Consider the following 17,221-nt stretch of genomic DNA (forward strand, 5'->3'; position numbering starts at 1 on the left):
GTTAGCATCACATAACATACAGTCTTTTATCGGTAACATATCGGATTAATAACCTCACCATTATAAAAATTAATACCAACCACTTGCAATTCATAATTAATGTTCACTGCTTGTGCGTCTTTTACAATAATAAATCCATGTCGGTCAGCATCATTACTAGTGACCACAACATCCTCACCAACAGCTATATTACAGCGGTAGTAGAGTATTTTGGGGTTTGAAAGTAAATTATCGACACCTATAATACTTTTAACTTTCCCTGATTTAGGAATACTGAAAAAGATTAGGCTAATGCTATTTTTTGAAAGCAAATTATAATTACAAACTTGAGATTCTATTCCTAAAGAGTCTGCTATTAATTTTGAAGAAAAATCAAAACCTGTGGAGCTATGCAAAATTAAAGTAGAGGTAAAACACCCGCCTCCCCGATTTGCTATTTCTATCAAATATATATCACCACTCGGGGTGACCATATACTCTCCATGAGTCATACCAAATTTAAGACCTAATCCATTTACAACAGCAAGATTGTACTCTCTTAATCTTGAATATAAATGTGCTGGTATTGATTGATTATAAGATATCTCCACGGCTACTTGCACGCTCTCGCTGAGCATCTTTTTTTTTGCAATGTTTAAAACTTGAGCGCCTTGTTTTAAATCTACATAGCCATCAATTGTATACTGTTCACCTAATATAAACTGCTCAATAATTACTTGCCGACTGGAACTCTGAGCTATAGCACTAAAAAATGCACTCTTTAATTCAGCCAACATCTCTATTTTAGTAACTCCAAAACTCCCTCTTGCATCAACTGGCTTAACTATCGCAGGAAAGCCTATTGTTTCTATATTATCATGAGCACTTTGAATGTCTTTACATAAAAACCAACGGGGCTGAAGCAAAGTATCATTGCTTGATGATACTAAGTTGCGCTGAATACCTTTATCAGTTGTAGAAATAGCTTCTCTCATACTCACCCCTGTAAGATTGAGCGCATCATTTACAGCAGCAGCAGCATATAGCGCATAGTCACACTGATCAGTCAAGACGGCTGTTATCTCTTTCTGCAAAGCGAATTGGATTATTTCATCAACGCAGAAGTAATCGCAAATAAGAAGGTCTTTGAGGCGACTATCAAAAGTACACTCTTCATGATGTACTGCAAATATATTACAACCTAAGTTATGAAGCTTTTCGATATAATCTTGCTGCTCCCAGCCAATATTGATTAATAAAACGCTTTTACCCTCATTCAGGGGAGACATATATTTTTCCATGTTAATAACTCCCCCTCTTTAAGCTCAGTTTGTATCTGACTATTGATAAGTAAATCTAAATGCTCTCTGCTTATTCCTCCTTCCGCACGAAGTAAATGAAAATCAGAAAGCCTAAAGTGTGTATTAGCTTTTATAGTTTTAGAAGCTACAAACTTCATTGCAATAGATTGACGGTGTTTACTTTCCCACTCTGTTAAAGGAGCTTTTTCCCCATTACCGATACCAACTTCAACTTCTCTTATCTGGTTCACCATCATTTTAAAATCGTTTGGTTCACATGCAAAATGATGATCTGGTCCTTTATCCGACTTATCTAATGTAAAGTGTTTTTCAATGACTCTAGCACCTAAAGCAACTGCTGAAACAGGAAAGTGTATACCTAAAGTATGATCACTATAACCCACAATAGCATCATACATTGACGACAGGGTACGTATAAAAGATAAATTTGCATTGTGAGGTGGGGTTGGATACTGAGATACACAGTGTAATAAAACCACATCTTTTATACTTTTTTCTCTACAGAGCTTTACCATTCGGTCAATATCGCCCATACGACTAATTCCAACAGACATAAATAGTGGCTTATTATACTTAGCCGCTTCAATCGTAATTTCAGGAAATAGATCAAATTGAGGAGACGCAACCTTAAAAGCTGGGCACCCAACGTTGTGGAGTAATTCAATAGAGTTAAGATAAGTAGGTGCTGATAAAAAATCTATACCCACTTTTTGACTATGTAACGCTAATTCTTTGTACCAAGATTCTTCAAGATGAATTTTTTCAAACAGCTCTTCAGTTTCTTTAGGCGTTTTATCTACCTTATAAAGCTGATCGAATTTTAGTGATTGAAACTTTACTCCATCAGCACCACACTCATGGGCTATTCCAATCATTTCTTTAGCTTTAGCTAAACTTTGATTGTGGTTTGAACCTATCTCGCAAATTATATACGTTGGCTCACTGTTAGCTATGCACCGTTCACCTATAAAAATTTCTTTATTAAACATATTTATCTACTAATTTTGTATAAAGTCTAAATGGCCCTTGTCCATCACAAATAATGCTTGAGTTTTTTGTTAATAATTTCCGTTTTTTATGATTTTCACACAATAAAACAATACGCTCACTTAAACTTGAAAACTGCTCCAAATATACAATTTCAGCAGCATTGGCTCTATCCAGAGAATGGGCTATATCTAATTGATTTGACTCAAAAGGCACAATAATAGAAGGTACCCCCAACACTGCACGCTCCCAGCATGCACTTCCTGCACCGCCAATGGCCAAGTCTGCCTCAGATGTTAATTTAGGCATATCTTTAGAATCAAAATGAAGTGTTATAAACGGGATATTAGAATATTTATTTTCGATATCATTTTTGCACTGATTTCCAGCACCGATAACAACATTTATACTATATTGTATCTCAGCATCTATTAATTGATCTAGTAACTTACTTGTTAAGTTTAATGGATCTGAGCCACCAAACATGACTAAAATATTATCCACAGCCGAAACATTAAATCGCCGATTTAATGTTTCGTTCTTTAATTCAAGAAAGCGATTATCTATGAAACACATACTCGCACCAGTTAAAACTTGCGTATTGTATTTGACACAACATAAGTACTCTTGAGGCAAACGGTTAAATGTTGGGTCAACAATCATATCTGCCGAAAATGTTCTTGATGCAATATCACTTATTGTTATCAACTGGTTACAATGCTGCTTGACGCGATTTTCCCAATAAAAATCAACGCCATAATGGTCGACTAATACAATAACTTTTTCTTTTGGAGACTGAGACAAAAGCAGAATAAATTCATTGCTATCATCAATGCTATTCGTACCTAGCCAGCTTTTATAGCCTGCATTATTTTCAACACTATCTAATTCTGCTTGATTGTGTGACTTTCCTATATAGATCTCAACACCGTATTCTAGTAGCCAGTTGTAATCATAATTGTCATGTGCTCTGCAAAAATAGTATACTTTAGCACCATGCTGCATTACGTATTTTGCAAAAACGAGCGTTCTGTATATATGACCTAATCCAATTACACTCGAAGCATCTGCCCGTATATATAAATCAAAAAGATGACTCATTTTAGTTTATTAATTAAAATTGTATATTTACTGCCGCGGTAATAAAAAAATGCAGGGAAGTTTTTATTATCAACAGTCCTTAATAAATCAAATTGCTCACCGATAGACAAGTTGACATCTAGTTCACTATCTTTAGCTGTTCTTCTCTTGTTGTATGTAGGTTCACCTTTTTGGACTTGAGCAACTAGGCTGTCATAAGATAAGATAAATTCTAAGCATAACGATATCGTAAACTTGCCCTGAATGCTTCGCCATTCATCGTAAAGTTCATTGCCATTTAAACACATATGCTTTTTTAGCCAGATTTTTCCACTATCTATTTTATCTGTAGCTTCAATTAAAGATATTGGAATAGTGTTTACACCATTAATAATCTGCCATGCCATAGGTGCAAACCCTCTACCTTTCGGCAGAGCACTTTCGTGAACTACTAAGTTATGCTTACTCTTCGCTAGGTTTTCAGATGATACAATTTGCGTACAACCCAATAAGAAAGTTACATCAGCATAATCTAAGTCGTTTTGGGATCTAACAAACCTAACCTTTAAGTTATATTCTTTTAATTTTTTATATAGAATTGTTGCATGTGGTAAAACCCATGACTGATTATCAACTAAAATATTTACACTGGAAAAATACATTTATCACCATAAAAGCCGAGAACTTAAGGTACAGATTGAACTCAAGAACTATGTTCCTTAACGTGTATAGTTTTTACCTCAAATTAAAATTATCTTGTAAGCATTACAGATAATGTTGAATATCTATACTTTTAATTACCTATTACACTCTAAATAATCCATCACCAAACCTGGCAAAATAATCTTCCTTTATAGCTTCAAGGTATTCGCATACTATTTTCGCACTTTTATAGTAATTTCCTAGTGCTAGTGTCTCATCGCAGTGGCTATATAACGAATTTATTAGCATGGAATGGGTATGTAATATAGTACCGCGTAATATCTCATCAAAGTAGCTAATTGTAGTATTATGCAAACTAGATAGGCGACGAAGTTGCTCATCTAATAATCCTAACGCTGCATCAATTGAAGCTGGTTTACCTGACAGTTGCTCAATGAATAAGTCACACAAATCTAAAAACAACGACACATCATTGTGAAGCGCAACAAAAGCATCACTAGTATAAGCCTCTGAGCTTTTAATCGTTTCAGCTATATTTGAAATCAGTGAGGCTTTATTTTCTATTAACGTACTAACTAATGAATCGGCCTGAGTTGGCTTAGCACCTTCAACATAAGCCCCGTCACTGCAATTTTTTACCTTTAAATGCGGATTTTGCGCTAATGTTCGTTCAAGTACAGCGTGTGAATACTTAAATATCTCATCTGTTTCCACTAAAGCGTCAGCATCAAAATTGGCTTTTAGTTTATACTTAGCTTTGTGTGTGTATAAACCAGAGTCTTGGTCTCCTTTATAATAGACACTACTTTTAGAGTGATGTTGCTTAGACTTATAACCCATATCAACACCGAACAACGCTATATCTGTAAAACCTATTTTTTCGCAAAAAGCCAACGCACAATTACTCACTGTTGGATTACAATTCACCAACAATGCAGGTTTCACTTGAAGCCCTAGACCTTGAACAAAAAGCTTACTACTTGCTTCCCCCCATTTTACGCCTTGGACTTTATTTTCAAACATAGCAAAAACAGAGGGCAATACTGTATTTAAAGCAAGCAGTGTTACACCATTGAAAAAATCTTTATCATAAAATGAAGCTAACACATCATGTGTGATTTGACAGCGTTCCATTTCACAATGAAAATCAGGTTTCAATCCGTATTTATGTAGAGCGCTCAAGGCAGTGCCGCAACTTATGATAATGGCGTTATTTTGGTGCTCCATCAACCATTGTATGTCTTTATCTAATGAAGGGCCGTTAGCAATTAAGTAGACGGGTATATTCTTTAACTCGTCTAAACTATCGGGTCTAAGAAAGGGCACATCAAAGTTTTTTGAAAAATTTTCAATGCTTAGAATTGCATCATCATAAAAACCAAAGCCTAAAATATTACCTACAAACTGTAACGACAGTTGCTTAGTAACACGATCTAAGTAATCATCATGGTAATGCTTATATAAAAAACTGTACCCTGAGAAAAAGCGGCCAAAGCGCTGAAACACTGATTCTACTTCTTTATTAATACCCAGTTCAGTATCAAACTCGCCAACACTAAAATGCAGTTCCGTATTATGTACGTTTAGCAGCTCAAAAATATCCGCCCAATCTGTTAAAAATAAGCTCAAATAAAGTAAATCAAGATGCGGCTCATAGATGTAGAGCTTCTTCACTATATGTTCTTTTAGAAGTGAGTGTATATGGTAACCACACCCTACGCCCATTAACATTAAACTTGGCATTACCTTAGGTAAGTAATTATTCTTTTTTAGCTCGTTCTGCTCTTTTAGTTTAATTGCAAGTTTATTGAGGAATTGGCTATGAATAAAACGATCATTTACTTTTTCACGCACAGAAAACTTATTACTTAAAACAACTGGTTTTTCTTTAAACCCAAGGTACTGTACGTGAGAGTCTTGATAAACATCTTGCTTGTATAGGCTAATTCTTTTTTCGGTGTCGTAAATATTAACGTTACCGTCGTCCATATGTAGTTCAAAGCGAGTGAGTTGGTAATTTATAAAGGCATTGTGTATATCAGGATACGTGTGCTCAAAGGATTGCATATTAGATTGAAACATCTTTTCTAAATCAAAATCTGGGCGAACAAAATCCTTTAAAGCAGCCTCATATTTTTTTCGGATATCAATCTGTGTTTGTAAAAATGATTGATAGCGCTCTAACTCACTTAGTTTTTCATTTATAGCCAATGTTAGGTCATTCATGATCACTCGTTCCTATAACATCTGAGTACACTTTTAAGTGTTTTTTCTTTTTCTGCATCGAAGTTAACAAAGCTTGCAACTTTATTTTTTCATCACCTAAAATGGCTCGTTGCTTTTCGGTTTCTACTTGCAGATTGATTATAAATGTATTCACAAACGCTTTATTCTGCTGTTCAAGATTGTTTGAAAGCGAAAGTAACTCTCCCAACAGGTTATTTTTTTTTTCTATAACCTCTGTTAAGCCACTATAATTTTCATCCTCTGTCAAAGCTAATTCTTTCTTTAATAGCTCTTTTAAACTTTCAATAATTTGCAAAACTTTGTTGTCTAGTAGCTCGTTCACTTAAATACTGCTTTGTTGTAAGAGTGCAAAGCCTTTTTGTTTATCTTGTTCGGAAATACCATCCCAAGCTTCTTTTATAGGCGAAAATAGTTCATTAATTTCATCAAGTATTTCAATTGAATTTTGCGTATTGGCTTCTGAAAGTCTCACTACCATATAATCATAAAGGTTATTAAGATTGTCTGCGATACCGCCGCCTTGCTCAAAGTTCAACCCGCCTTTGAGCCCACCAATAATACTAATTGCTTTTTTAATGCTATTGTTTTTCGCTTCAATTTCTTTTCGATTAATAAACGCTTTCGCTTGATAAACCTGAGTCAGAAACTCACGCATGAGAATCTGAATCACTTGATGCGGATCTGCCTCAGAGAGAGAAAGCTCTTTTTGAGCTTTTTGGTAAGTATTTGCACGTAAATTCATTTTTCACCTCTTAAATCTAACTATTAGATGTATTTGTTAAAATACTCGAAATATATGAGCTAGATGTTTGATACTGTGCCATTACGCTATCTAATGCAGCATATTGACTTCTTAGCGAAGCTTCAAGATTTGCCAAACGTTCATCTAAGGCATCACGGTCTGTCTCTATCGTTTCTAGTGATTCATTAAGAGATTGCTCCCTTTTGATTAACGAACCATCGCTACCTGTATAAAGTTCAACCAGCCCGTCAACTTTTTGAACCAGCCCATCATCATCACTAAAAAAACTTTGCAATGCACTGTATTTATCAGAGATAGTGCTATTCAATAGCTCTTCTCCGCTTTGCAACGAGCCAATACCTAAGGATGAGATCTCCATTTCACCTTCACGGTTAAAACTAACACCAATCTCCATTAAAGACTGTATGTCAGTAGTACCACCTAGCTCATTAGTAAACATTCTTTGCAATTGCTGTTCCATTGTTCTGATTGTGCTATCAGAAGCTAACAATCCCGACGAAGAATTTGATAACGAGTCCAACGTTCCTTTGAGAGAGTTATATGCATCTACAAACTCCGTAAGTGTTTCTTTTACTATGTCTTCATCAACCGATACGCTAAACTCTTGCGGTTCGGTCGTTTCAGATTTTAGAGTTAATGTTGTGCCTTGAATTTTATCTTTTAGCTCATTAGTTGAACTACTTACAGACTGCCCATTAATCAAAGCATTAGCATCTTGAGCCGCTTGTTGAACTGACAGCCCCGCTACCCCGCTTGGCGAATTAGTAGCAATACTTGAAAGAGAGTCATCATCAGCCGTAACGGACAAAGTATTACCAGCTCCTGAAATAGCAGAACTAAACGTTAAAACTGCACCGCTATCACTATTTACTATATTTGCACTAACACCAAAGTTTTCGCTTGCTTTATTAATTTTATTACGGATGTCTTCAAGTGTATCTGTACTTTCAACTGCAATAGTAAATTCGTTATCACCTGCATTAAATGTCAAATTACCGGCACCCAGAGTATCTTCAGCCGAACCAAGTGCAGCAGATTGTACTTTAGAGCCTTTTGCTAATTGCAAAATTTCAACAGAAAAGTCACCAGATTGCATTGAGCTGCCCACTTCCACCTCAAACGCCTGTTCCGATTCTTCTAAACTATTAGCGAAAGAAACAATTCGCGAATTATACGTTTCAGCATCACCTAATTTTGCTAATACATCATTAAACGAATCTAGCGCAGATTTAAATGTTCCAACACCCGAAAGCTGCGTAGTGTAATTAATTTCACGCTCATTTAACTGACTTTCTTTTACGGTTCTTTCTGCACTAATTGTAGCTTCGATAATCGACTCAAGGTCAATACCAGAGCCAACCCCAGCTGACGTTATAGTAGCCATTCGTTATTCCTTAAATTGTCTTATCAATCAAAATACCCAAAGGCTGGCCAAAAATTTGCTCTTGCAGCTCATCTATTTTACTTGCTAATTCCAAAACTTCCAGACTTGGTATTTGCCTTATCACTTCATCGGTTGCTGTATCAGTAACAACAACAACAGGTGAACTTGTTTGTTCATCTATATGAAACTTAAACTGCTTCGATTTTAGTTGGGTCAACGATTCTAATTTCTCAACGGAATCATGCAAACTTTGCGCCACAGATTTTTCATCTGAATTAGGGGTTTCATTTCCATCCAAATCTTTTAACCCATTCACCCGTTCAGGAGCTAATTCCTTTTGCTCTTGATTTGCCTCTGAATTTAAGCGAGTAGCAAACGCATCGTTATTTAGATTTGAGTTAATATTTTCCATTTGACACCTCTAAAACCAAAAAAGGACCCGTACACCAGCTACACCAGTACACAAGTCCTTCTAATTGTAGTTTAATATTTATGAATTATAGAAGAGAAAGCGCAATCTGTGGTTGCTGGTTAGCCTGTGCAAGCATTGAGCTTGACGCTTGCTGTAATACTTGGTTACGAGCAAGGCTAGCACTTTCTGCAGCAAAGTCAGCATCCATGATACGTGAACGAGAAGCAGCTACATTCTCAGATACATTTGTTAAATTACGAATTGTTGAGCTAAAACGGTTTTGTTTCGCACCAAGGTCAGCACGAACGTCATTTACGGCTTTTAGCGCATTATCAACAGAATCAATTGCAGCTTGAGCTCCGGCAGCGGTAGAGATAGTAGCGGCAGAAACTGATAAACCAGCAGCGTCCATGTCAGTACCGATTACTACAGAAATGGTTTGACCTGCGTCAGCACCCACTTGAAAATCAGCAGAATAACTACCATCTAATACTTTCACACCACCAAAGGTAGTGTTATCAGCAATTCTTGTAATTTCTTCGTTTAATTGCGCAAACTCTTTTTGTAGTGCAACGCGGTCATCATCACTGTTTGAACCGTTAGCAGATTGAATTGAAAGAACACGCATACGTTGTAACATAGATGTAGTTTCTTCCAGAGCTCCTTCTGCTGTTTGGGCAATTGAGATACCATCATTTGCATTTCGGGCTGCTTGGTCTAAACCTTTCATTTGAGATTCAAGGCGAGAACCAATTTGCAAACCTGCTGCATCATCTGCTGAACTGTTAACACGTAAACCTGAAGATAAACGTTGATATGATGTAGACAAATCATTTGTTGAATTTGATAAGTTACGCTGTGAATTTAATGACATTACATTAGTATTTACACTTAAAGCCATGATAGCCTCCTAATAATTTAACTAGATGGGAATCAAGCTTTACAGTTTTGTAATTTAGCTAAATGATTCCTGCCTGCAGTTAAGTTATCGGCGCTCGATTGAGTTACTTTAGCCTTTTTTTAAAATATTTATTTATTATTATCTTTCATAAAGTTAAAAGCCAGAACTATGTTCTGGCTTGGTGTTGTTATATTACAATTTAAAAATTATTGTAATAGAGACAGGGCTATTTGGGGTTGTTGATTGGCTTGAGCGAGCATTGAACTTGAAGCTTGTTGAAGCACTTGATTGCGTGCAAGGTTAGCACTTTCTTTAGCAAAATCGGCATCCATGATTCGTGACTTAGATGCAGCCACATTTTCAGATATATTTGTTAAGTTTCGTATTGTTGAACTAAACCGGTTTTGCTTTGCACCTAAATCGGCGCGTACATCGTTCACAGCTTTTAATGCATCATCAATACTATCAATTGCCGCTTGAGCCTGCGATGCAGTGTCAATAGTATTTGTGTTTACGCCAAGACCACTCGTCCCCATACTAGTATCAATCGAAACTGAAATAGTTTGATTTGCGTCAGCTCCGACCTGAAAGTCTGCAGAGAAGGTACTATCCAAAACTTTTACACCACCAAAAGTGGTTGTATCAGCTATACGATTAATTTCCTCTTGCATTTGAAGAAACTCTTTTTGTAGTGCGGCGCGGTCATCGACACTATTTGAGCCATTCGCTGATTGAATAGAGAGTACTCGCATGCGTTGCAGCATATTTGTTGTTTCTTCTAGCGCTCCCTCTGCCGTTTGCGCAATTGAAATGCCATCATTTGCGTTACGTGCAGCCTGGTTTAAACCGTTTACCTGCGTAGCTAAACGCGTACCTATTTGTAAACCTGCTGCGTCGTCTTTTGCGCTATTGACCCGCAAGCCCGAAGACAAACGTTGGAAAGATGTACCTAACTCATTTGTTGAATTAGATAAACTGCGTTGTGAATTAAGTGATGCTACATTTGTATTTACTGTTAAGGCCATTTTACCATCTCCTAGGTTTAAACAGAGTGTGGTTCAACACGTTTTAACAGGAACCACTATTCGATTATTTTCTTTCTTTATGAAGCATTTACTGTGCCAACTCTTTAAAGAAGGCAATAGACTGTTTTTAATGAAGTTATTATAAAAAGTAAAAGTTAAATGTGAATTTATATGTTTGCACTTAAAAAGTGACAAATTATTGCCATGCTAGTAAGGAGTTTATTGCCGCTTTGTAGAAATTAAAGCGGCAATAAATTTCAGCTTAAAGGTAATCGAACAAAGAGAGGTTAGCTAAACGTCCAAATGTGGCCTGAGATGCTTGTAAAGCAGTTTCTTGTTTAGTGAGCTCACTAATAGCCTCTGCCATATCAACTTCTACAAGGTTTGCTCGGTTTTCTTGGTTTTGAGTATTCGCGGCCATATTTGACGCTCTAATAGCACTGACTGCATTCATGCGCCCGCCTAAACTTGATTGAGTAAATAGTACTTGTTCATTAGCATTGCTTAGTTGCGTTGTTGCATCTGAAAGCATTTGTTGATATTCACGATTATTCAAAGCAGTGTCATTTAAACCTTGAATAAGCGACTGCAAAGTGTTAAGGACATTTTCTTTTTGGGGCTTTTCTAAGGTAAAGTTAATATCTCCGGGGGCTGTACCCAAATATTCGATATTTAATCCTGCGAAATTTATTTGGCCATTTTCAGAAACCGTACCTGTTTGCGCTGGTATGAGCGCAACACCATCCCGTAAAATTTCATATTCATCTGGGTCAAAAAATGAAGCACCCGCAGATACTCTTACAGTATAAGTGTTCGCAGTTGCATTCGCAGAGGGATCAAAATTAAAATTTTCTTTGTGAAATGCGTCATACTCAGCTTGTGAATTAACAAATACAGTGGCCGTGATGGCACCTGTTGTTGGCGGTGTATTTGACTCAACATTTAAGCGAGTATTGATCATTTCAAATGTATTAAATCCGTTATCACTTGATTTAACAGAGACACCTTCTGCAATTGTAATGCTATGTTGTCCTTGATCACCTTTGTAATTGTACTTACCAGAACTAGCGTCAAACTGGTAGGGCTGTGTACTATCCTGATAACCAGAAAAAATATATTTACCATCTTCAGAACGAGTATTCATTAGGCTTAGCAGTGTTTGCTGCAGCTCTTCTAGTTCATTGCTTATTGATACTTTATCGTTTGTGTTTAGGGCACCATTACCAGCCTGAATAGTCAATGTTTGCGCTTTTTGAATTGCATCCGTAATACTACTTAATACAGTTTCTTCTGTATTTAGGCGGTTATTCAATTGGTTAATATTTTTAGTATACTGTTCATTAGTTTGAATTTTACTAGTGTATAAAGCCGCTTGTGAATAAGCTGATGGGCTTTCTGATGCGCTTAAATACTTTTTTCCTGTTGTAACGCGCTCTTGCGCGTTAGCCACGCCTTGTTGGTTATCAAGAATTTTATTAATGTTACTTTGGTACATCAAATTGTTTGATAAGCGCATAATTACCTCGCAGCACTTAATATAGTGTCAAAAACAGTACGAGCAGTTGCAAGTACCTGTGCAGAAGCCGCATAAGACTGTTGAAAACGTAATAAATTAGCAGCCTCTTCATCAAGGTTTACGCCAGAAAGCGATTCGTACCAGGCTTCAGATTGCTGAGCAAGCGCTTCAAACGCGTCGCCATTTGTTTTTGCTTGGTTAGTTACCACGCCAATATCGCTTACTAATCCTGCATAAGCTTGGTTAAATGTTTTGTGGTTGTCCGAATTTACACCACTAACAACATTTTGACGCACTAATTCACCTTGCTGTAACCCCGCTAACTTTTGACCGTTACGGTTATCATCAAAGCCACCTTGGTTAAACTCAAGTGTGAATGTATCGCCTGTTTCAGGGCTGCCTTCAATATCAAAGTCAAAACCATATAGTTCAAAGCCATTACCTGCCTGTTGTAACATGTCTTTTGCTGGCAAAGTTGCTGTAAAAGTACTGGTATTTACACCATCACTTATTGTGTATTCATTTAGATTAGCGGTTTTAACAACACTAATAGGGCCATTTGTAAGACCTGCCGGTGACGTTGTAAAGCTACCTGTAGTAACATCACTTACTTCACCAACCGTAATGGTGGCATTTCCTATGTTGTTAATGTCGTTTGCTGTTCTTATTGGTGCTGCAAGCGCTAAATCTTCACCACGAGTGGTTGCTAAAGACATATTTGCCGCCGACTCAGAGTTAAGCTTTATTTGAAACTGATCACCTGCATTAGCAGCGCCAGCAACATTAATCTCTAAACCAAACGATTCGCCACTAGTAATTGTTGATGAATCAATGACGCCAGCGGTTATATTTGCTGTCGATGCTGTGCCTAGCGGCTCACCTTTATTATCTACTGGCTGAATTTCGACCGTTGAAGCACTGGTATAAGTAATTATAAAGTCACTTGCAGGCAATTCACTGCCCTTACCAGCTTCAAGGGTTGCAGTCATACTTGAACTACCCGTATTAGCGGTATAAGCATAGCCACCAACCGTAGGAATATTAAAAATATTCCCCCCGAGCTCTCCGTTTGCGTCCATACCCAGCTTGTTTTGTTCATTAAAAGAATCGGCTATTGCTAAGCCCATTTGGCCAATTTGATTTTGAGCAGGGACTAGCACATCGTCTCTAAATGCCAGTAATCCACCAATTTTTCCCTTTAATTTAGATACATCAACTTCAAGCGGCACTGCCTTGCCCCCATTTACATCTAACCTAAGTTCTTTAAAGTTTGGATCAGGATCGCCACGCATAGAAAACAAATTAAACGAGCCATTTTGCATTACAACCGCTTCACCGGTGCCCATAAATACAAGTTTTTCACCATTTGGGCCATCCAGTGTTTCTATATCAATAAGTTCTGATAAATCACGGATTGCCTTATCGCGTTCGTTATAAGTAGAACTTGCATCAGCTTGGTTATTGGTGCCGTTAACAGCAGCAATATCTTGATTTAATGTACCAATTTTTTGAATTAAGCCATTTGCCTCTTCTGTAAATATGTCTAGCTGTTCATTTACAATATTTTTCTGATCGAAAACAATGCCTGAGAGTCTGTCCATTTGATTCACTAAGTTTTCAGCATCCGTCATTACCAGCGAGCGAGCAACGGTTGATGAAGGCTGATTTAACGACTCCTGAACATTATTAAACAATGAATTTATACTAGTAGATAAACTATTAGAATCTTCTGAAAACAAACTATCAACGCGGTTTGACTCTGTAACAAATTGATCAAAAAACGTTTTATTAGAAGTGTCTCTGTTGAGTTGCTCTTGGGCAAACTGGTTTAACAAGCGATAGGTTTCTCCTTTTCCTACCTGGTTATCGACCATAGTTGTATGCTCTGTGCGCTCTCGCACATAGCCTTCGGTATTTACATTCGCTATATTTTTACTTGTCGTTTGCAGTAGTTCCGAATTTGCTCTAACCCCAGAACTGGCAATGTTTAATAAGTTAAACGACATTTACTTTACTCCTTGGCGAATAACACTGGCTGCAACATCTTTTAATTGAGCACTGTTAAGCACTTTTTTTATTTTACTAGCGTAATTAGGATCCGTTGCGTAGCCGGCTTTTTGTAATGAATCTAAAAACTCGCTTGGCTTAGCTGTATTTTGTAATGCTTCTTGGTAGCGTGGGTTTTGGGTTAAAAAATCAACAAAGTCGTTTACGCTCTCTTTGATTGAGTCATAAGCTCTAAAGCTTGCTTGTTTTTTAACAGGCGTTCCTTGTTCAAACTCCAGGGTAACTTTACTCGCTTTTTCACCATCCCAGCTTTTATCTGATTTGATATTGAATAAGTTATTTGAACTGTTACCGTCGCTTTTATTAATAATGTGCTTACCCCAACCTGTTTCAAGTGCGGCTTGTGCAACCATAACAGCAGGGTTCAAGCCAATTTTTTGTGCTGCTGTTTTAGCGTGCTGCCATACTGTAGTTACAAACTCTTCAGGACTTTCGAATGGCGCTGAAGGAGCTTCAGGCACTTTAGAATCGGTTTTATCGTTTTGAACATTAACAGCAGCTTTTTCTTCATTTTGGGTATGAGGAAGCGAAGAGCCCGCACGCATATCACTTAAAAAGTCATTGGTTTTTCTCAATACAGAACCCGGCATAAAAGTTTTGCCGTCTGGCGATAACTGCTGAACAATTAAATCAGCAAGGCCTAAAGACCCATTTGATGAAAGCTCAGTTGATAATTGTTGATCATGCATGTCTTCAAAAAACTTAACGCTACTTGAGTTAAGTGGGCTTTCTTTATCTTCAAACGCTTCGTTAGCTTTACGCATACTTTTAAGTAGCATTTGGGTAAAAATAGCTTCAAATTGCGCAGCTGCTTTTTTAAGAGCGGCTTTAGATGCATCGGTTGATGCATCACCACCGCTTAAGGCTTCTTTACGAAGTGAATCTAAATTGCCTAAATCAAAAAAGTTTTGTTTGTCTAGATGATTAGTTTCCATCAGCTTTTTGACACAATAATGAATAATACAAATTAAAATGCAAAAATTAAGCCAGATTGAAAATGTGAATGAGGGAGTGAAAGGGAAGCTTTAGCAAAGGCTTTAGCAAAGGCTTTGCTAAAGCTTAATAAATATTAAATAACAACAAGTTGACCGTTTATTGCTCCGGCTTCTTTAAGGGCCTCTAAAATAGCCATTAAATCGCCAGGCGCTGCGCCTACCTCGTTTATAGCACGAACTAAATCGTCTAAACTAACACCCGGGTTAAACACAAATGCACGCGAATCGTCTTCATTTACATCTATAATTGATTGCTGCGTTACAACGGTTTCGCCCTCAGCTAATGCATTAGGTTGAGCCACATTTTGTTGCTCTGAAATGGTGACGGTTAACCCGCCATGTGTTATTGCTGCAGGCTGTAACTTGACATTTTTACCAATCACAATGGTGCCCGTACGCGAGTTAACGATAATTTTTGCAGACATATCTGCAGGTTTAAATTCAAGATTTTCAAGCGTTGATAAATAAGACACACGTTGAGAAGCATCTCTAGGGGCAATCACACGAACAGACACAGAATCAATTGCTTTTGCACTGTTAGGCCCGACTAAATCGTTAATTGTTTTTTCAAGGCGCTTTGCCGTTGTAAAATCAGGGCGGTTTAAGTTAAACGTAATAAAATCGCCTTGCATAAACGGACTTTTAACTTCACGCTCTACTGTTGCGCCATTTGGAATACGGCCAACTGTTGGGGTATTAATAACAACACGGCTGCCGTCAGCGCCTTGGGCACCTAAGCCCCCCACTATTAAACTACCCTGAGCTACGGCATATACATTGCCATCAGCCCCTTTTAAAAACGTTTGTAATAACGTACCACCGCGCAAGCTACCCGCACTACCAATAGATGAAACGGTTATATCAATTGTTTGTCCTGGCTTTCTAAATGCGGGTAATTCAGCATGTACAGCAACGGCAGCAACGTTTTTAATTTTAGGGCTTAAATTTGCAGGTAGCGAAATACCAAAATTGCTTAACATGCCTTTAAAACTTTGCTGAGTGAAGCGGCTCTGCTCACCCGTGCCGGGTAAACCCACTACTAAGCCATAACCTACCAACTGGTTCGATCTAACCCCTTCGACCATAGAAATATCTTTAATACGCTCAGCATGTGCCGAAAATTGGCAACCTATTAGCGTGATTAAACAAATTAACTTTAATACATTCATAATGAATGCCCTCTAAAAAGGAAAAATCGAGCTGCTGAAAAAGCGTGTTAACCAACCTGCACTTTGCGCTTCTTGTGTTTGCCCTTTACCAGAGTACTGAATACGCGCATTGGCTATTCGGTTTGACTCAACCGTATTGTCAGAACTCACATCTTGCGGGCGTACTAAACCTTCCAAACGAATAAATTCTTCACCAGTGTTTAACGTTAACCACTTTTCACCGCGAATCACTAAGTTACCGTTAGGTAAAACACGCATAACATTGACCGAAATATTGCCAAATAAGCTGTTTGATTGATTTGATCTAGAATCCCCCGTAAAAGAGGCGTCACTACCAATGCCAAACTGGATACTATCGCCGCCTATATTGACCGGAAGGCCTCCGAGCCCTATGACAGGGTCTAGGCTTGCATCAGATTGCTTATCGGTTTCGGTTTTAGCTGCTTTAGTAGCTTGAGTAGACTCTTGTAAATTTACAGTAATAATGTCGCCAGTACGCAGTGCTTTTCTATCTGCGTATAAGTCGTTTGACACATTAGTATTAAATAACGAACCTGTTGCAACTACGGGTTCCATACTTGGTTCAGGATACATTGGCGCATAATAGGGGTCATCTTGAACAATATCACTATTTTGTGTTGAAACACAGCCACTTAAAAATAATGTACCTACCGCAAATAACATATAATGACGCATAATTCCCCCTACACC

At 37.6% G+C, this 17,221-nt stretch carries 16 protein-coding genes; all 16 read right to left on the bottom strand.

The annotated features are described in order from the left end of the window. Positions 1 to 26: 26 nt before the first annotated feature. On the bottom strand, positions 27 to 1,280 hold the full coding sequence (locus PS1M3_RS11825; protein ID WP_203984382.1) for an ATP-grasp domain-containing protein: 1,254 nt from the start codon (positions 1,278 to 1,280) through the stop codon (positions 27 to 29). Next, positions 1,256 to 2,290, bottom strand: a complete 1,035-nt coding sequence (locus PS1M3_RS11830) for an N-acetylneuraminate synthase family protein (protein WP_203984383.1) — start codon at positions 2,288 to 2,290, stop codon at positions 1,256 to 1,258. Before PS1M3_RS11830 ends, PS1M3_RS11825 begins: the two co-directional genes overlap by 25 nt. After that, a complete protein-coding gene (gene pseG, locus PS1M3_RS11835) occupies positions 2,283 to 3,389 on the bottom strand; it encodes a UDP-2,4-diacetamido-2,4,6-trideoxy-beta-L-altropyranose hydrolase (RefSeq protein WP_203984388.1) in 1,107 nt (368 codons plus the stop codon). The genes PS1M3_RS11830 and pseG overlap by 8 nt, the downstream gene beginning before the upstream one ends. Next, positions 3,386 to 4,030, bottom strand: a complete 645-nt coding sequence (locus tag PS1M3_RS11840) for a formyltransferase family protein (RefSeq protein ID WP_203984389.1) — start codon at positions 4,028 to 4,030, stop codon at positions 3,386 to 3,388. The genes pseG and PS1M3_RS11840 overlap by 4 nt, the downstream gene beginning before the upstream one ends. A gap of 142 nt (positions 4,031 to 4,172) precedes the next feature. Next, on the bottom strand, positions 4,173 to 6,257 hold the full coding sequence (locus PS1M3_RS11845; RefSeq protein WP_203984391.1) for a 6-hydroxymethylpterin diphosphokinase MptE-like protein: 2,085 nt from the start codon (positions 6,255 to 6,257) through the stop codon (positions 4,173 to 4,175). Further along, positions 6,250 to 6,600, bottom strand: coding sequence for a hypothetical protein (locus PS1M3_RS11850; RefSeq protein WP_203984392.1), 351 nt, complete (start codon positions 6,598 to 6,600; stop codon positions 6,250 to 6,252). The genes PS1M3_RS11845 and PS1M3_RS11850 overlap by 8 nt, the downstream gene beginning before the upstream one ends. Next, complete coding sequence (gene fliS, locus PS1M3_RS11855; protein ID WP_203984393.1) at positions 6,601 to 7,020, bottom strand: flagellar export chaperone FliS; 420 nt, start codon at positions 7,018 to 7,020, stop codon at positions 6,601 to 6,603. A gap of 16 nt (positions 7,021 to 7,036) precedes the next feature. Further along, positions 7,037 to 8,425: a flagellar filament capping protein FliD gene (gene fliD / locus PS1M3_RS11860; RefSeq protein WP_203984405.1), complete on the bottom strand. Its 1,389-nt coding sequence runs from the start codon at positions 8,423 to 8,425 to the stop codon at positions 7,037 to 7,039. Between the two features lie 10 nt (positions 8,426 to 8,435). Beyond that, positions 8,436 to 8,837, bottom strand: a complete 402-nt coding sequence (locus PS1M3_RS11865; protein ID WP_203984407.1) for a flagellar protein FlaG — start codon at positions 8,835 to 8,837, stop codon at positions 8,436 to 8,438. An 85-nt stretch (positions 8,838 to 8,922) separates the two neighbouring features. After that, entirely contained in the window at positions 8,923 to 9,738 is an 816-nt protein-coding gene (locus PS1M3_RS11870; RefSeq protein ID WP_203984409.1) for a flagellin, read from the bottom strand. A 206-nt stretch (positions 9,739 to 9,944) separates the two neighbouring features. After that, a complete protein-coding gene (locus tag PS1M3_RS11875; protein ID WP_203984411.1) occupies positions 9,945 to 10,763 on the bottom strand; it encodes a flagellin in 819 nt (272 codons plus the stop codon). A 262-nt stretch (positions 10,764 to 11,025) separates the two neighbouring features. After that, the gene (gene flgL, locus PS1M3_RS11880; protein ID WP_203984419.1) at positions 11,026 to 12,279 is read right to left on the bottom strand and encodes a flagellar hook-associated protein FlgL; all 1,254 of its coding nucleotides are present in this window, start codon (positions 12,277 to 12,279) and stop codon (positions 11,026 to 11,028) included. A gap of 2 nt (positions 12,280 to 12,281) precedes the next feature. Beyond that, complete coding sequence (flgK, locus tag PS1M3_RS11885) at positions 12,282 to 14,285, bottom strand: flagellar hook-associated protein FlgK (RefSeq protein WP_203984421.1); 2,004 nt, start codon at positions 14,283 to 14,285, stop codon at positions 12,282 to 12,284. Beyond that, positions 14,286 to 15,281, bottom strand: coding sequence for a flagellar assembly peptidoglycan hydrolase FlgJ (gene flgJ, locus PS1M3_RS11890; RefSeq protein WP_203984426.1), 996 nt, complete (start codon positions 15,279 to 15,281; stop codon positions 14,286 to 14,288). A 134-nt stretch (positions 15,282 to 15,415) separates the two neighbouring features. Then, entirely contained in the window at positions 15,416 to 16,510 is a 1,095-nt protein-coding gene (locus PS1M3_RS11895) for a flagellar basal body P-ring protein FlgI (RefSeq protein WP_006792705.1), read from the bottom strand. A 12-nt stretch (positions 16,511 to 16,522) separates the two neighbouring features. Beyond that, entirely contained in the window at positions 16,523 to 17,206 is a 684-nt protein-coding gene (flgH, locus tag PS1M3_RS11900; protein WP_008132667.1) for a flagellar basal body L-ring protein FlgH, read from the bottom strand. Between the last annotated feature and the right edge of the window lie 15 nt (positions 17,207 to 17,221).

This window comes from Pseudoalteromonas sp. PS1M3 (genome assembly GCF_016865405.1).
In the GTDB taxonomy this organism is placed as follows: Bacteria; Pseudomonadota; Gammaproteobacteria; order Enterobacterales; family Alteromonadaceae; genus Pseudoalteromonas; species Pseudoalteromonas marina.